The organism is Glycomyces niveus (assembly GCF_017592475.1).
Lineage (GTDB): Bacteria > Actinomycetota > Actinomycetes > Mycobacteriales > Micromonosporaceae > Glycomyces > Glycomyces niveus.
Window position 1 is genome coordinate 307,142 of the sequence record NZ_JAGFNP010000005.1, and the last position, 15,429, is coordinate 322,570.

At 69.6% G+C, this 15,429-nt stretch carries 14 protein-coding genes; 10 read left to right on the forward strand and 4 right to left on the reverse strand.

What is annotated here, in order from left to right; all coding sequences use genetic code 11:
* Nucleotides 1-117 precede the first annotated feature (117 nt).
* Nucleotides 118-900, reverse strand: a complete 783-nt coding sequence (locus J5V16_RS12000; protein ID WP_208496507.1) for a maleylpyruvate isomerase family mycothiol-dependent enzyme — start codon at nucleotides 898-900, stop codon at nucleotides 118-120.
* Nucleotides 901-1,044: 144 nt separating this feature from the next.
* On the opposite strand from J5V16_RS12000, the gene J5V16_RS12005 reads away from it, so the two are divergent.
* Nucleotides 1,045-1,614, forward strand: a complete 570-nt coding sequence (locus J5V16_RS12005) for a thiamine phosphate synthase (protein WP_208496508.1) — start codon at nucleotides 1,045-1,047, stop codon at nucleotides 1,612-1,614.
* Here the strand turns inward: J5V16_RS12005 and J5V16_RS12010 are convergent.
* Nucleotides 1,611-2,957 (reverse strand): GH1 family beta-glucosidase, encoded by a 1,347-nt coding sequence (locus J5V16_RS12010; RefSeq protein ID WP_208496509.1) that lies wholly within the window; start codon nucleotides 2,955-2,957, stop codon nucleotides 1,611-1,613. The two genes, J5V16_RS12005 and J5V16_RS12010, sit on opposite strands and share 4 nt — an antisense overlap.
* A gap of 313 nt (nucleotides 2,958-3,270) precedes the next feature.
* Here J5V16_RS12010 and J5V16_RS12015 point away from each other — a divergent pair, with 313 nt between their 5' ends.
* The 3 genes from J5V16_RS12015 to J5V16_RS12025 all read left to right on the forward strand — a co-directional run bounded on the left by J5V16_RS12015 (nucleotide 3,271) and on the right by J5V16_RS12025 (nucleotide 6,637).
* Entirely contained in the window at nucleotides 3,271-4,626 is a 1,356-nt protein-coding gene (locus J5V16_RS12015) for an ABC transporter substrate-binding protein (RefSeq protein WP_208496510.1), read from the forward strand.
* A gap of 86 nt (nucleotides 4,627-4,712) precedes the next feature.
* The gene (locus J5V16_RS12020; RefSeq protein WP_208496511.1) at nucleotides 4,713-5,687 is read left to right on the forward strand and encodes a carbohydrate ABC transporter permease; all 975 of its coding nucleotides are present in this window, start codon (nucleotides 4,713-4,715) and stop codon (nucleotides 5,685-5,687) included.
* Nucleotides 5,684-6,637: a carbohydrate ABC transporter permease gene (locus tag J5V16_RS12025; protein WP_208496512.1), complete on the forward strand. Its 954-nt coding sequence runs from the start codon at nucleotides 5,684-5,686 to the stop codon at nucleotides 6,635-6,637. The genes J5V16_RS12020 and J5V16_RS12025 overlap by 4 nt, the downstream gene beginning before the upstream one ends.
* 48 nt (nucleotides 6,638-6,685) lie before the next feature.
* Here J5V16_RS12025 and J5V16_RS12030 read toward each other — a convergent pair whose 3' ends face one another.
* Nucleotides 6,686-7,798 carry a phospholipase D-like domain-containing protein gene (locus J5V16_RS12030; RefSeq protein WP_208496513.1) on the reverse strand — a complete coding sequence of 371 codons (1,113 nt, stop codon included), beginning with the start codon at nucleotides 7,796-7,798 and terminating at the stop codon, nucleotides 6,686-6,688.
* 253 nt (nucleotides 7,799-8,051) lie between these two features.
* Between J5V16_RS12030 and J5V16_RS12035 the strand changes: the two genes are divergently transcribed.
* The 6 genes from J5V16_RS12035 (at nucleotide 8,052) to dapB (ending at nucleotide 14,497) form a co-directional block, all read left to right on the forward strand.
* Complete coding sequence (locus tag J5V16_RS12035) at nucleotides 8,052-8,285, forward strand: hypothetical protein (RefSeq protein WP_208496514.1); 234 nt, start codon at nucleotides 8,052-8,054, stop codon at nucleotides 8,283-8,285.
* Between the two features lie 75 nt (nucleotides 8,286-8,360).
* Entirely contained in the window at nucleotides 8,361-9,323 is a 963-nt protein-coding gene (locus tag J5V16_RS12040) for a bifunctional riboflavin kinase/FAD synthetase (protein ID WP_307792937.1), read from the forward strand.
* A gap of 86 nt (nucleotides 9,324-9,409) precedes the next feature.
* Complete coding sequence (rpsO, locus tag J5V16_RS12045; RefSeq protein ID WP_208496515.1) at nucleotides 9,410-9,685, forward strand: 30S ribosomal protein S15; 276 nt, start codon at nucleotides 9,410-9,412, stop codon at nucleotides 9,683-9,685.
* A gap of 349 nt (nucleotides 9,686-10,034) precedes the next feature.
* A complete protein-coding gene (locus tag J5V16_RS12050) occupies nucleotides 10,035-12,467 on the forward strand; it encodes a polyribonucleotide nucleotidyltransferase (RefSeq protein ID WP_208496516.1) in 2,433 nt (810 codons plus the stop codon).
* Nucleotides 12,468-13,766 carry a M16 family metallopeptidase gene (locus J5V16_RS12055; protein WP_208496517.1) on the forward strand — a complete coding sequence of 433 codons (1,299 nt, stop codon included), beginning with the start codon at nucleotides 12,468-12,470 and terminating at the stop codon, nucleotides 13,764-13,766.
* Entirely contained in the window at nucleotides 13,763-14,497 is a 735-nt protein-coding gene (dapB, locus tag J5V16_RS12060; RefSeq protein ID WP_208496518.1) for a 4-hydroxy-tetrahydrodipicolinate reductase, read from the forward strand. The genes J5V16_RS12055 and dapB overlap by 4 nt, the downstream gene beginning before the upstream one ends.
* Before the next feature lie 49 nt (nucleotides 14,498-14,546).
* Here dapB and J5V16_RS12065 read toward each other — a convergent pair whose 3' ends face one another.
* On the reverse strand, nucleotides 14,547-15,398 hold the full coding sequence (locus tag J5V16_RS12065; RefSeq protein ID WP_208496519.1) for a hypothetical protein: 852 nt from the start codon (nucleotides 15,396-15,398) through the stop codon (nucleotides 14,547-14,549).
* Nucleotides 15,399-15,429 lie beyond the last annotated feature (31 nt).

Sequence of the window (15,429 nt, forward strand, 5' to 3'; positions counted from 1 at the left end):
CCCGATGCCGCGCAGCAGCGCGCCCCGGCCCCATTCGTCCGGACATGTCGGACTATGCCCGGTCGGCTACCTGCGGCTCCGTACTGTAGCGCTCCAGTAGCCCACAGTGAGAACGGTTCAGACGTCCACCGGATCGACCCACCGGACCGCGGAGTAATTGCGCCACAAGTGGAGCAGTGCCGGGTCCCCGCGGACCAGGAGGTCGTCGAACGGCAGCCGGTTCCACAGCGCCAGGTACAGCAGCTCCACCGGGCCTTCGATGACGCAGTGCGGGGTCTCGACCTCGCTGAACGTCACGAGCGGACCCGTGTCGGTGGGGTGGATGTACCAGTCGCCGCGCCCCGGCGGCAGATCGGTGGCGTGGATGTGGAGCACGGACGGACGCAGCGCCCGCACCCGGCTCGAGGGTCTGCCGTGGAAGCCCAGCAGCAGCTCGTCGATGCCGTCCGCCGCGAACTCGGGGCAGATCGGTGATATCTCGTCGCCCCGGGCCTGTTCGGCGTCGACGCGGTGGATGGTGGTCTCGTGGGCCTGCCTGCGGACCCAGAAGCGGCGCGACGACTCGGAGGGGAACATCTGCCAGCACTGGAGTCCGCTAGGAGCGGCCTCCAGTGTGGCCGCAAGCCGCAGGAGCCCTTCGCGGACCCAGTCGACCAGCAGGTCGTCGTGCGGCAAAGGCCCCACGATGCGCTGGAACTCCTGTTTCCGTGGATCGTAAGGCAACGCTTCGCCCACGATCGCCGCCGCCCAACGATGGACGGTCCCGATGTGGGTCAAGAGGTCCTTGACGTTCCAGCCCGGGCAGGTGGGCACACTCGCGTTCAATGCGAGTTCTCCACCAGCGACAGCGATCCGCTCCCCTTCGGTGCGCAGCCCGTTGATTTGATCGCCGATGTTCATCCCATGAAGTTTCGCACCTGTGTCGTGAATTACGCAAGTTCGAGACGTGGACCGATACATAAGCGTTAAAACCAGGAAGTACAGGCGACTCGGGCGCGAAGAGACTCCCGCCTCAGCGGCCGCACGCGCGGCTATGGTCGGAGCGTGGAACACCGGCTCATCGTCGTCTCCGACCTCCCCGCCTGCCCCCGGCCGCTCGCCGCCCAGGTCGCGCTCGCCCTCCAAGGGGGACCGTTCGCACTCGTGCTGCGCGACAAGCACTTGCGGTGGGACGAGCGGGTCGCGCTCGCCGCGGCGCTGCAGCCGCTCCTCGACGCCGCCGGAGGACTGCTCATCGTCAGCGACCCGGAAGGACCGGTGGCGGCCGCGCACCTCTCGTCGCGATTCCCGATGCCGGACCCGCGCCCCCCGCTCGTCGGCCGCTCCGTCCACGCGGGCGAGCCGATCGACCCGGGCCTCGACTACTGCACCTACTCGCCGGTCTGGCCCTCGGACTCCAAACCCGGCTACGGACCGGCGATCGGGCCCGCCGCGCTGCGTGAGGCATGCGCGGCGAGCCCGATTCCGGTGTACGCGCTCGGCGGCGTGGACGGCCCCGACCGTGCCCGCGCCGCAAGGGAAGCGGGCGCGGCGGGGGTCGCGGTCATGGGCGCGGTCATGCGCGCCCATGACCCGGAGCGGGCGGTGCGTCGGATCCGGGACGCGCTCGCCTAGCGGTCGAGGCCGTTGTCGGCGATGACCTTCGAGTAGAACTTCGCGCTGTCCTTCGGGGTGCGCTTCTGGGTGGCGTAGTCGACGTGGACGATGCCGAAGCGCTTGTCGTAGCCGAAGGCCCACTCGAAGTTGTCCATGAGCGACCAGGCGGTGTAGCCGCGCACGTCGGCGCCGGCCTCGATCGCGTCGTGGACGGCCGCGATGTGCGAGCGGAGGTACGCCACGCGCTCCTCGTCGTGGACTTCGCCGTCCTCGCCCGGACCGGTCGGGTAGGCCGCGCCGTTCTCGGTGATCATCGTGGCGATGCCGTAGTCCTTGTGGATGCGCACCAGGAGGTCCGTCAGGCCCGTGGCGTCGACCGCCCAGCCCATGTCGGTGAACTCCAGGCCGTCCGGCGTGTAGCCCTCGACGCCGATCGTGCCCGGGCCGACGTCGCTCTCCGGCTCGCCCGGCTTGGCGCGCAGCCAGGTCGGGCTGTAGTAGTTGATCCCGAGCACGTCGATCGGCTGGTTGATCGCCTCGAGGTCGCCCTCCTTGACGAAGGACCAGTCGGTGTGGTGCTGCGTGCGCTCGATGACGTCGGCCGGGTACTGCCCCAGCAGGATCGGGTCGAAGAACACCCGGTTCGCGATGCCGTCCACGACCCGCACGGCCTCTTCCTCGCCGCGGCACTGGGTCGGGTTGAGCACGATGGACACCTGCTCGGCCCCGACGCCGCGCAGCGCCTGCACGGCGAGGCCGTGCGCGAGGTTGAGGTGGTGCACGGCCGCGAGCGCGGCGGCGGGCTCGGTGCGGCCCGGCGCGTGGTGGCCGTTGCCGTAGCCGAGGAACGCCGAGCACCACGGCTCGTTCAGGGTCCACCAGGTGTGGACGCGGTCGGAGAGGCGGGCGCCGACGATCGCGGCGTAGTCGGCGAATCGCTCGGCGGTCTCCCGCTCGGGCCAGCCGCCGCGGTCCTCGAAGGACTGCGGGAGGTCCCAGTGGTAGAGCGTCGGCATCGGCTTGATCCCGGCCGCGACGAGCTTGTCGACGAGCCGGTCGTAGAAGTCCAGGCCCTTGGGGTTGGCCGGTCCGGTGCCGTCGGGCTGGATGCGCGGCCACGCGATCGAGAAGCGGTAGGTGTCGACGCCGAGCGACGCCATGAGGGCGACGTCCTCGTCGACGCGGTGGTAGTGGTCGCAGGCCACGGCGCCGGACTGGCCGCGCCACGTCTTGCCTGGGGTGGCCGAGAACGTGTCCCAGATGGACGGGCCCCGGCCGTCCTCGCCCGCCGCGCCCTCGATCTGGTAGGAGGCCGTGGCGGTCCCCCACAGGAAGCCCTGCGGGAAGGTCAGCTGCGTCATCGATTCGCACCTTTCGCGAACTATCGGCTGTATTTTATTGAACAGCGGTCGGTTGCCGGGCCTCGGAATGATACGTCATTGGAATCGCTCCCATGAATGGGGTGTCGACAGATATCGATCCAATTGCGCCCGGTAACGATTCAGCAATGCACACTTGACATTCAGTGTTACCCAGAGCACCATTGCCAGCGTCGCCCCAACGGCGGGTGAGGCAGTCCCCACCAGGGGCCGAACTCGTGAGAGCGGTTCACCGCAGGTGGGGGCAGGGAGGCAGTCGGACTCGCCGGGGGCACGGAAACCTGCGAAGAGAGGGATGACCCCGATGAGCAAGACACGAAGAATCTCCTGCCTTGCGGCTGCCGCCAGTGCCACCGCGCTCGCCGTCACGGCGTGCGGCGCGCCGGACGAGAGTGAACAGGAAAGCTTCAACATCCGCGGAGAGATCCCGGCCGCCGCCGAGGACTGCGCGCAGTACGACTCCTACGGCGACTTCGAGGACGAGACCGTCACCATCTTCGCGTCCATCCTGGACCAAGAGGCCGACGAGATGCAGGCCGGCTGGCACTACTTCGAGGAATGCACCGGCATCAACATCGAATACGAGGGCACCGCCCAGTTCGAGGCCGACATGAAGGTCCGCGTCGACGGCGGCACGGCCCCCGACATCGCGCTCTTCCCGCAGCCCGGCCTCATGTCCAACTTCAAGGACGACCTGGTCCCGGCCTCCGACGAGCTCTCCGCGCTCGCCACCGAGGGCTGGTCCGAGGACTGGCTCGCCTACGGCACCATCGACGGCCAGCTCTACGCCGCGCCGAACTCCGCGAACGCCAAGTCCTTCATCTGGTACTCGCCGCAGTTCTTCGCCGACAACGGCTACACGGTGCCGACAACTTGGGACGAGCTGATCGCCCTGTCCGACACGATCGCCGCCGCCGGGACGACCCCGTGGTGCGCCGGCTTCGAGTCCGGCGGCGCCACCGGCTGGCCCGGCACCGACTGGATCGAGGACATCGTCCTCCGTGAAGGCACCGACGTGTACGACCAGTGGGTGAACCACGAGATCCCGTTCAACGACCCGCAGATCGTCTCGGCGATCGACAAGGCCGGCACGGTCCTGCAGAACCCGGACTACGTCTTCAACGGCCCGGACACCATCAGCTCCACCGCGTTCCAGACCGCGGGGCACCCGATCCTCGACAACGAGTGCGCCTTCTACCGCATGGCCTCCTTCTACGGCGCCATGTGGCCTGAGGACACCGTGGTGGCCGAGGACGGCGACGTGTTCGCGTTCCGCTTCCCGGAGACCAACGCCGGCGACAACACCATGCTGGTCGGCGGCGAGTTCGTGGCCGCGTTCTCCGACTCGGAGGCCACCGAGGCCACCCGCCAGTACCTGGCTTCGGAGCTCTACCACAGCACCCGCCTGCAGACCGGCCCGTGGAGCACCGCCCAGCAGGGCGTCGACGCCTCCGTCGCCACCACGCCGGTGAACGTGTTCGCCACCGAGATCCTGACCGACCCGGCCGTCACCGTCCGCTTCGACGGCTCGGACCTCATGCCCGGTGAGGTCGGCGCCTCGTCCTTCTGGACCGGCATCGTCGAGTGGGCCGACGGCGCGAAGACCTCGCAGCAGATGGCCGACGACATCGAAGCCTCCTGGCCGCAGTAACCCGGCCGTGTAGCTGACAAGAAGCCGAGCGGGGCCCACCGGCCCCGCTCGGCCCATTGCATCCCGGACAACTGGAGTCACACAACGTGGACATCTCCGATTACACCGACCGCTTCGGCCTGCTGGGCGTCGGCCTGCTCGCCTTCGCAGCGGTCCTCCTCGCCCTCTACGGGCTCGCCGAACTCGCTTCGCGCCGCGACCGCAGCCGTGCGGTCGCTTTCGTGTTCCTCGCCCCCGCCGTCCTGTTCCTGGTGGTCGGCCTCGTCTACCCCGCGATCCGCACCGTCGCCATGTCGTTCTTCTCGGGCGACGGCACGCAGTTCGTCGGCCTCGACAACTACTCCTGGGCCGTCACCGACCCCGACGCCCTCCGAGTCCTCATCAACACCGTCCTGTGGATCGTGATCGTCCCTCTCGTGTCCACCGTGGTCGGCCTCGTCTACGCCGTCCTCATCGACGGCCGCAGGGGCGAACGCGCCTACAAGGCCCTCGTGTTCCTCCCGATGGGCATCTCGTTCGTGGGCGCCTCGATCATCTGGAAGCTCGTCTACGAGTACGACGCCTCGGGGGACCAGATCGGCCTGCTCAACCAGGTCCTCGTGTGGTCCGGCGGCGACCCCGTCAACTGGCTCAACGAGACGCCCTGGAACAACTTCCTGCTCATGGTGGTCCTGGTGTGGATCGAGGTCGGCTTCGCGACGGTCGTGCTCTCGGCCGCGCTCAAGGGCGTGCCGACCGAGATCGTCGAGGCGGCCCGCATCGACGGGGCCAGCCCGTCGCAGATCTTCTGGAGCGTCACCGTCCCGTCGATCCGCTCGGCCATCGTCGTCGTCGCCGTCACCGTCTTCATCGCCACGCTGAAGCTCTTCGACATCGTGCGGGCCATGACCGGCGGCCACCACGGCACGGACGTCCTCGCCCACAACATGTGGGACCAGGCCTTCCGGCTCGGCAACGACGGACGCGGCGCCACCATGGCCGTCCTGCTGTTCGCGCTCGTCATCCCCGTCGTCATCTACCAGGTGCGCAACATGCGCAGCCAGGAACTGGAGACCCGATGAGCATCGACACGAAAGCACCGGAAGCGGTCCCGACCATCGGCGAGAGCCGGGGCGAGCGCATCCGGCGCGTCCTCTCCAGCCGCGTCGCCAGCGTCGTCGCCCTCGTCATAGCGGCACTGTGGACGATCCCCACGGCGGGGCTGTTCATCTCCTCGCTGCGGCCCGAGGACGACATCAACGACTCGGGCTGGTGGATGTTCTTCACCAATCCCGGGTCGGCCACGCTGGAGACGTACAACTACGTCCTGTACTCGAACACGCAGGGCGGCGGGCTCATCCGCAACCTCATCAACACGATCGTCATCACCGTCCCCGGTGTGGTCGTGCCGGTGGTGTTCGCGGCCATGGCGGCGTACGCGCTGTCCTGGATCGACTTCCGGGGCCGCAACCTCCTGTACATCGCGATCTTCGCGCTGCAGGTCGTGCCGCTCCAGATGGCGCTCATCCCGCTGCTGTCGTTCTTCAGCCAGGGCCTGCACATCGGCGACGTGACCATCACGCCCGCGTGGGAGCTCGAGGGCGTGAACACGATCGTGCAGGTGTGGATCGCGCACTCGATCTTCGGTCTGCCGCTGGCGATCTTCCTGCTGCACAACTTCATGCGGGAGCTCCCGGGCGACGTCATGGAGGCGGCGCGGATCGACGGCGCGAGCCACTCGCAGATCTTCCGCAAGGTCGTGCTGCCGCTGGTGACCCCGGCGATCGCGTCGATCGCGATCTTCCAGTTCCTGTGGGTGTGGAACGACTTCCTGGTCGGCCGCACCTTCGGCGGCGGCGAGGCCACGCGCCCGCTCACCGCGGTCCTCGGCGACATGGCCGGCAGCTGGGGCAACAACTGGACCCGCCTGCCGGCGGCGGGCTTCATCGCGATCATCGTGCCGCTGCTGGTGTTCCTGCTGCTGCAGCGCTACTTCGTGCGCGGGCTCCTGGCGGGCTCCGTCAAGGGATAGGCGATACGCAGTCGAGGGGCGGGGCCGCGCGGCCCCGCCCCTTCATGCTCAGTGGGCGCCGCTCCACAGGGCCTGGAAGTGCGCGATGTACCGGTCGGCCACCGTCTGGTTCATCACGCGGATCATGTTGTCGTCGGAGTGCTTGAGCCCGTTGCCGTTGAGGTTGTGTGTGCCGGTCCACACGACCGCGCGGTGCTTGTCCCCGAACCGGGCCTCGGCCACGATGTACTTGTTGCGGTGCGCGTCGTGCACCCGCACGTTGCTCGACCCGAGCTTGTCCTCGATCCAGCCGGGGCTGGCGGTCGGTCCGGAGCGCACGACGACCCGCACCTGGCAGCCGAGCCCTTGGACGCGGTCGAGCTGCGCCCGCGCCTCGGGGCGCTTGGACTGGAAGTTCGCGTGGCCGACCCAGACGCGGTCGCCCTCATCGCAGGCGGTGATCTGCGAGAGCTCCGCCGCGACCGGGTCGGCCGAGCGCGGGAACACCCACGCCTTCGCGATCGAGCCGGTCTTGCCCTTGTTGGCGTCGGTCCAGCCGTCCCAGCTCTTGGCGTAGAGCCGGTTCCAGTACGCGCTGTAGAAGTCGAAGACCGCGCGGTCGCCGTGGACGCCGAGCAGGTTGTGCGCCTGGGTCAGCTGCGACCCCACGAAGCTGAGGCTCGTCACGAGCACGTTGGGCGCGCCGTCCTTCTCGATGAGGAAGAACCGGTTGTGCATCGGCCCCTGTTTGGTGCCGCCCGAGTTCGGCAGGCATCCGGCGCCGCACTGGCGCACCGAGGCCCCGGCGTTCTTCAGCTTCGCGATGACCGCGTCGTTGAGCGAGGGCCGGTCGTTGCGGGTGCCGAACACGGCCCTGACGTCCACGCCGCGCTTTTCGGCCGCCGCGAGCGCGTCCGCGAGCGGCGCTATGGGCTTGTCGAGCGAGAAGTAGTACACCGCGAGCCGGATGGTGTCGCCCTTCCCGGTCGCCTCGACCTGTCTGGTCAGTTCGTCGACGATGGCGGTGTCCTTGGCGCCGTTCGGGTTCGTGGTGCACACGGTGAAGTTCCCGGTGCGTCCGCAGCCGGTCGCGGCCGCGTCGGCCTCCGTCGCGTCGGCCACGGTCAGGGCGGCCGCGAACAGTACGCCCGCCGCGAGCAGGGCGAGGATTCTCCGGTTCATGCCGGACCTCCGATCTCTCTTCGCCTGAGACATGAACATGGCACGGGATCGGGGCCGCGGCGGGCTTTCGGGCGGCTACCGGACGTTTCGCGTGGTAGGGCGCTCACGGCTGTGTAATTTCCACGAGGGTGAAATGGGGCTGTTGTCAGGCGGATTCTGGGAAACGACGGTCGGATAGCCGACGTTTTCTCAACAATCAATGGAGAGGTCCCCACCCGGCAGTACCCACCGAACAGCGCAGTAGGAGCCCGTCATGAGCATGAGTGCAGAACTGCCCGAGGAATTCCGCAGGACCCTCGCCGAACAGGTCCGACAGGACCCCGACCACGCCGAACCGCGAGTGCTCGCCGAAGAGCAGCCCCGCCTGGCCGAGCCCGCGAGCACCGGATGGCTCTTCATCGGCATGCTGCTGGTGGTGGCCGTGCTGGTCCTGCTGCTCCTCATCTTCGCCTCCGGCGGCAACGCCGACCAGTCGCTGATGCTCTAGAGCCTGGAACACGTTTGCATCACTGCCGCCCGATCAGGGCGGCGCCCGTCCTTCGGGAGTGGCAAGATCTCCACCGTGGAAACCTGGCGTGGAATAGACGCGACCCCCGAGGGCTGGCCCGCTCGGCAAAGTGATGGCTCGCAAGCGTCGCCAAGAGTGGTAATCGCCATCGGCGTGTTCGACGGGGTGCACCGCGGCCACGCGGCCCTCGTCCGCACCGCCGTCAAGGCCGCGGCCGAGCGCGAGGCCCGCTGCGTCGTCGTCACCTTCGATCCCCATCCGACCGCCGTGGTCGCCCCGCACGCGATGCCGCCGCAGCTCACCAGCATCGAGCGGCGCGTCGAACTGCTCGGCGCGCTCGGCGTCGACGCCGTGTGCGTGCTGCCGTTCACCAAGGAGCTCTCGCAGCTGAGCCCCGACTACTTCGTCCGGCACGTCCTCGTCGGCGGCCTGCACGCCACAGCGGTCGTCGTCGGCGAGAACTGGCGCTTCGGCCACAAGGCCGCCGGCGACGTCAAGAAGCTCGCAGAACTCGGCGAGGAGTTCGACTTCGAGGTCCTGCCGCAGAGCCTGACCGCAGACGAGGAGCCCTTCTCGTCCACGCGCGTGCGCGGCCTCCTCGCCGCGGGCGAGGTCGCCGCCGCCGCTGAAGTGCTCGGCCGCGACTTCGGGCTCGAGGGCACCGTCGTCCACGGCGCCGGCCGCGGCGGCACCGCCCTGGGCTTCCCGACCGCGAACATCGAATGGACCCCCGGCGCGGCCGTCCCCGCCGACGGCGTCTACGCCGGCTGGTTCCACCACGACTCGCACCGCCACGCGGCCGCGATCAGCGTCGGCACCAACCCCACCTTCGACGGCACCGCCCGCACCGTCGAGGCCCACCTCCTCGACTTCGACGGCGACCTCTACGGCGAGCGCGTCCGCCTCGACTTCACCGCCCGCCTGCGCGGCCAGGTCGCCTTCGAGGGGATCGAGCCGCTCATCAAGCAGATCGAGACCGACGTCGCAGACACCCGCCGGGCCTTGGACCTGGGCTGACGCCCTGCTAGCCTGGACAGGTTGTCCCATCGACCAGCCTGCTCGACACCGCGGGTTGGCCGCCATTCATGAAAGGGTGTTCGAACATGGCGCTCGACGCTGAAAAGAAGGCCGAGATCATCAAGGAATACGCGACCGGCGAGGGCGACTCGGGCTCCACCGACGTCCAGGTCGCGATCCTCACCGCCCGCATCCGCGAGCTCACCGCCCACGTCCAGGTGCACAAGCACGACCACCACTCGCGTCGTGGCCTGCTCCTCCTGGTCGGCAAGCGCCGCCGCCTTCTCAAGTACCTGAAGAAGGAAGACATCGCGCGCTACCGCGGCCTCATCGAGCGCCTCGGCATCCGCGACAACGCCTGACCACGGTCTTGACAAGGGAGCGCCCCGTGAGGGGCGCTCCCTTTCGCGTCCCCCGGCCGGGGGGCGGTCGCGGCTCACTTTTGGTTCGCCAATGCCGCGGCGTCGGCCCGGTAACGTAAGCTGGTCGTCGAGCACCGTGCTCGACAGCACCTTGCTCGTCGGCGCCTCGCAGCGAGGCGGCGACGCGGCTCGCCAGAGACCGCCCCGGTCCTCGGTAGTGGCATCCGGAACGTCCCGCACGCAGCGGGGCCGAGCTTCCGAGTGCTTCGATCGAAGACCGGAATAGCGCGCAGGCGAACCGCATTCCGTTCTACGCAGTGCAGCAACTGCATAAGGAGATCGACACTCTATGTCCGATAACCAACGGACACCTGAGGCCTTCAACCTCGGGGAGCACCACGCCACCGCCGTGATCGACAACGGCGCCTTCGGCACCCGCGAGATCGTCTTCAGCACCGGCCGCCTGGCCAAGCTGGCCCAGGGCTCCGCGATCGTCCAGATGGACGACACCGTGGTCCTCTCCACCACCGCGGCGTCGAAGAACCCGAAGGACCACTTCGACTTCTTCCCGCTCACCGTCGACATCGAGGAGCGGATGTACGCCGCCGGGCGCATCCCCGGCTCGTTCTTCCGCCGCGAGGGCCGCCCGAGCGAGAACGCCATCCTCACCTGCCGCCTCATCGACCGCGGCCTGCGCCCGTCCTTCGAGACCGGCCTGCGCAACGAGGTCCAGGTCATCGGCACCATCCTCGCCGTCGACGCCCGCGACGAGTACGACGTGGTCGCCATGAACGGCGCCTCCATGTCGACCCAGCTCGCCGGCCTGCCCTTCTCGGGCCCGCTCGGCTCGACCCGCATCGTCCTCATCGACGGCACCTGGGTCGCCTTCCCGACTCTCGAGCAGATCGAGAAGGCCACCTTCGACATGGTGATCACCGGCCGGGTCCTCGACTCGGGCGACGTGGCCATCATGATGGTCGAGGCCGAGGCCACCGAGAACACCATCGACCTCATCGCGGCCGGCGGCACCAAGCCGACCGAGGAGATCGTCGCCGGCGGCCTCGAGGCCGCCAAGCCGGTCATCGCCGAGCTCGTGCGCGCCCAGGCCGAACTGGCCGCCGTCGCCGCGAAGCCGCAGGCCGACTACCCGCGCTTCCTCGACTACCAGGACGACGCGTACGCCGCCGTCGAAGCGGCCGTCTCGGCCGAGCTCGACCAGGCCCTGCAGATCGCCGACAAGACCGACCGCCAGGACGAGCTCGACCGCGTCAAGTCGCTCATGCTCGAGAAGCTCGGCGCCGACTTCGAAGGCCGCGAAGGCGAACTGGGCGCCGCGCTGCGCTCGCTCACCAAGAAGCTGGTCCGCCGCCGCGTCATCACCGAGGGCGTCCGCATCGACGGCCGCCTCGCGGCGTACATCCGGCCGCTCGCGGCCGAGGCGGGCATCCTCCCGCGCGTCCACGGCTCGGCCCTGTTCGAGCGCGGCGAGACCCAGATCATGGGCGTCACCACGCTGAACATGCTGCGCATGGAGCAGGCCATCGACACCCTGTCGCCGGTCAGCAAGAAGCGCTACATGCACAACTACAACTTCCCGCCGTACTCGACCGGTGAGACCGGCCGCGTGGGCTCGCCCAAGCGCCGCGAGATCGGCCACGGCGCGCTCGCCGAGCGCGCCCTGGTGCCGGTGCTGCCGAGCCGCGAGGAGTTCCCGTACGCGATCCGCCAGGTCTCCGAGGCGCTGGCGTCGAACGGCTCGACCTCGATGGGCTCGGTCTGCGCGTCCACGATGTCGCTCATGAACGCCGGCGTGCCGATCAAGGCCCCCGTCGCGGGCATCGCGATGGGCCTCATCTCCGAGGAGGTCGACGGCGAGACCAAGTACGTCACGCTGACCGACATCCTCGGGGCCGAGGACGCCTACGGCGACATGGACTTCAAGGTCGCCGGCACGGCCGAGTTCGTGACGGCCCTGCAGCTGGACACGAAGCTCGACGGCCTGCCGTCGGACGTGCTGGCGCAGGCGCTGCAGCAGGCGAACGACGCCCGCCACGCGATCCTCGACGTCATGCTCGACGCGATCAGCGAGCCGGGCGAGCTGGCCGCGACCGCGCCGCGCATCACGACCCTGAAGATCCCGGTCGACAAGATCGGCGCGATCATCGGCCCGAAGGGCCAGACGATCAACCAGATCCAGGACGACACGGGCGCGGACATCACCGTCGAGGACGACGGCACGATCTACGTGTCGGCGGAGAACGGCGAGGCCGCTCAGGCCGCGGTCGAGACGATCAACGCCATCGCGAACCCGACCCTGCCGAACGTGGGCGACCGGTTCCTGGGCACGGTCGTCAAGACCACCGACTTCGGCGCGTTCATCTCGCTGACGCCGGGCCGCGACGGCCTCCTGCACATCTCGAAGGTCGGCGACGGCAAGCGCGTCGAGCGGGTCGAGGACGTGCTGGGCGTCGGCGACAAGATCGAGGTCGAGATCGGCGACATCGACAACCGCGGCAAGATCTACCTGGACAAGGTGTACCCGGAGGGCCAGGAGCCCGAGGGGTACAAGAAGGGCCGCCCGGCCGAGCGCAAGGAGTCCCGCGGGGACCGGGGCGACCGCGGTGACCGCGGCCCGCGCCGCGACCGCGAGCGCTCCGGAGGCGACCGCGGCGGTGACCGTGGCGAGCGCGGCGGCGACCGGGGCGAGCGCGGTTCGGGCGACGGCGAGCGCCGCCGCCGCCGCACCCGCCGCAGCGACGAAGGCGGAGGCTCGGAAGAGTAGATGAGTCGTCCCCAGACTCACACGCTGATTGACGATCCGCTGGGCGGCACGGTCCGAGTGACCGTGCTGCCCGGCGGTTTGCGTGTGCTCACCGAATCCGTGCCGAACATGCGCTCCGCCTCGGTGGGCGTGTGGGTCGGCGTGGGCTCCCGCGACGAGTCCCCCGAACTCGCCGGCGTCTCGCACTTCCTGGAGCACCTGCTGTTCAAGGGCACCGAGAAGCGCACGGCGACCGAGATCGCCGAGGCCGTGGAGGCCGTCGGCGGCGAGTCGAACGCCTACACGGCGCGGGAGCTGACCTGCTTCTACGCCCGGGTGCTCGACGACGACCTGCCGATGGCCGTCGACGTGCTCGGCGACGCCATGTGCAACTCGCTCGTGACCGCCGCCGATGTGGAGGTCGAGCGCGACGTGATCCTCGAGGAGATCGCGGCGTCCGCCGACGAGCCCTCGGATGTGGTGCACGAGCTGTTCTCCCTGGCGCTGTTCGGCGACGGGGCGCTGGGCCGGGACATCGCCGGCGACCCGGACACGGTCCGGGCGCTCACCCGCGACCAGATCTTCGACTTCTACCGGCGGCACTACACGGCCCCGAACCTGACGGTGTGCGCCGCGGGCGGGGTCGACCACGCCGAGACCGTGAAGCTCGTGTCGGAGGCGTTCGCGCCGCTGCTGGGCGGTGCGAGTGCGCCGCGCCCCCGCCGCCACGACGAGGAGCGCTTCCCCGCGCCCGAGCGGCTCTTGGTGGAGCGGCACGACACCGAGCAGGCGCACCTCGTGGTGGGCTGCCGGCTGTTCTCGCGGCACGACCGGCGCAAGGACGCGTTCGAGGTGCTGAACAACATCCTGGGCGGCGGCATGTCGTCCCGGCTGTTCCAGTCGGTGCGCGAGCAGCGCGGCCTGGCGTACACGGTGTACTCGTTCTCGACGTACTTCGCGGACACGGGCATGTTCGGCGTCTACGCCGGATCGAACCCGGACAAGGTCCACCAGGTGCGCGAGCTGGTGCTCGCCGAGATCGCGAAGGTGGCCGCCGAGGGCGTCACCGAGGCCGAGCTGCGGCGCGGCCAGGGCATGGCCAAGGGCGGCATGGTGCTGGCGATGGAGGACTCCGGCTCGCGCATGAACGGGCTGGGCCGCGAGGAGCTGCTGTACGGCGACCATTGGAGCCTGGAGCAGGAGATCGCGGACATCGAGGCGGTCACCGTGGAGCAGATCCGGGCCGTGGCCGCCGAGATCCTTTCGCAGCCGATGACGACCGTGGCCGTGGGGCCGTTCGACCAGAAGGAATTCGCATGATCAAGGTGGGCGTGCTCGGCGCGCACGGGCGCATGGGCCAGGCCGTGTGCGAGGCGGTGGACGCCGCCGGGGACATGGAGCTGGCCGCGACCGTGGGCCGCGACGAGGCACTGGACAAGCTCGCGGGCGTCGACGTGGTCGTGGACTTCACGCTGCCTGACGTCGTGATGGGCAACCTGGAGTGGTGCGTCGAGCACGGCATCCACACCGTGGTCGGCGTGTCGGGCTTCGACGCCAAGCGCCTCGAGGCGGCCCGGGAGATCCTGGCGGCCGACCCCGAAGTCGGCTCCGTGATCGCCCCGAACTTCGGGATCGGCGCGGTGCTGATGATGCAGTTCGCGGCGAAGGCCGCCAAGCACTTCGACCACGCGGAGATCATCGAGTCGCACCACCCGCGCAAGGTCGACGCGCCTTCGGGCACGGCCGTGCACACCGCGCGCATGATCGCGGCGGCCCGCGCCGATGCCGGGCTGCCGGACATGCCGGACGCGACCGAGTCGGACCCGCAGGGCGCCCGCGGCGCCGAGATCGACGGCGTGCGCGTGCACGCGGTCCGCTCGGCCGGGTACGTGGCGAGCCAGGAAGTGCGCTTCGGCGGCCCCGGCGAGCGGTTCGCGATCAGCCACGACTCGCTCGACCGGGCCTCGTTCATGCCCGGCGTGCTGCTGGCGGTGCGCGAGGTCCTGCGGCGCCCGGGCCTGACGATCGGCCTCGACGACCTCCTGGACTAGGCAAGCGAAAAAGGGCGGCCCGCCGAAGCGGGCCGCCCTTTTCGTCTGCTCATTCGGCGGCGGGGCTCTCGGGGGTCGCGCCGGTCTCCGGTGTGGGGCCGGCGGTCTCGTCGGAGCCGCCGGTGCCGGCGTCGGGGGTGGGGGAGGCGCTGGGCGACTCGGTCGTGGTCGAGGACTCGCTGGGGCTGGGGCTCGCGGAGGGCGACTCCGAAGTGGTCTGCTCGCTCGGGCTCGCGGATTCGCTGGGCGCCACCGTGGTCGTCGTGGTCTCGGGCTCGCTGCTCTCGACCTGCGTCTCGATGACGGTCGTCTCGGTGCCGTCGCTGACGAACCGCTCGGGGTCGCCGGTGAGCGCGCCGATGAGGTAGAGCGCTGCGACGGTGAGACCGAAGACGAGGACGCTCGAGACGACGATGGCCACGAGGGTCCGCTTGTTGGACTGGGTCTTCGTGATGTGGCCTTCGGGGGCGGGCTCGGCGGGGACCACGATCTCGTCGGTGTCGGCGGCGCCCACCGCGGCGCCGTCGAGGACGGCGGTCTCCTTGCGAAGCGCCGCAAGGCGTTCGGTGTCGGGGATCTTCGCGGTCGCGGTGGCGCGGCCGGGTTCGATCTCCGCGGTCACGGCCGCGGCCTTGCCTCTGGCGACCGGGGCGAGTGCGGTGATCTGCGCTTTGATCTTCTCGCCGGTGCGGCGCATCGCGCGGAGGATGAGGACCGCGCCGATGGAGGAGCAGACGCTGAGGACGGCGGTGCCGGCGAGGGTGCCCCACAGGCCGAGGAGTTTCGCGAGGACCGCGCCGAGGACGGTGGCGCCGGCGGCGGCGAGCACCTGCCCGATGCTCAGCTCCATCGCGGGGTCGTGTTGCTTGTGCCCCTTGCTCTTCGACTCGTATTGAGTCACCGGCCCTCCCCGCTGGTGTTATAGATCCGTT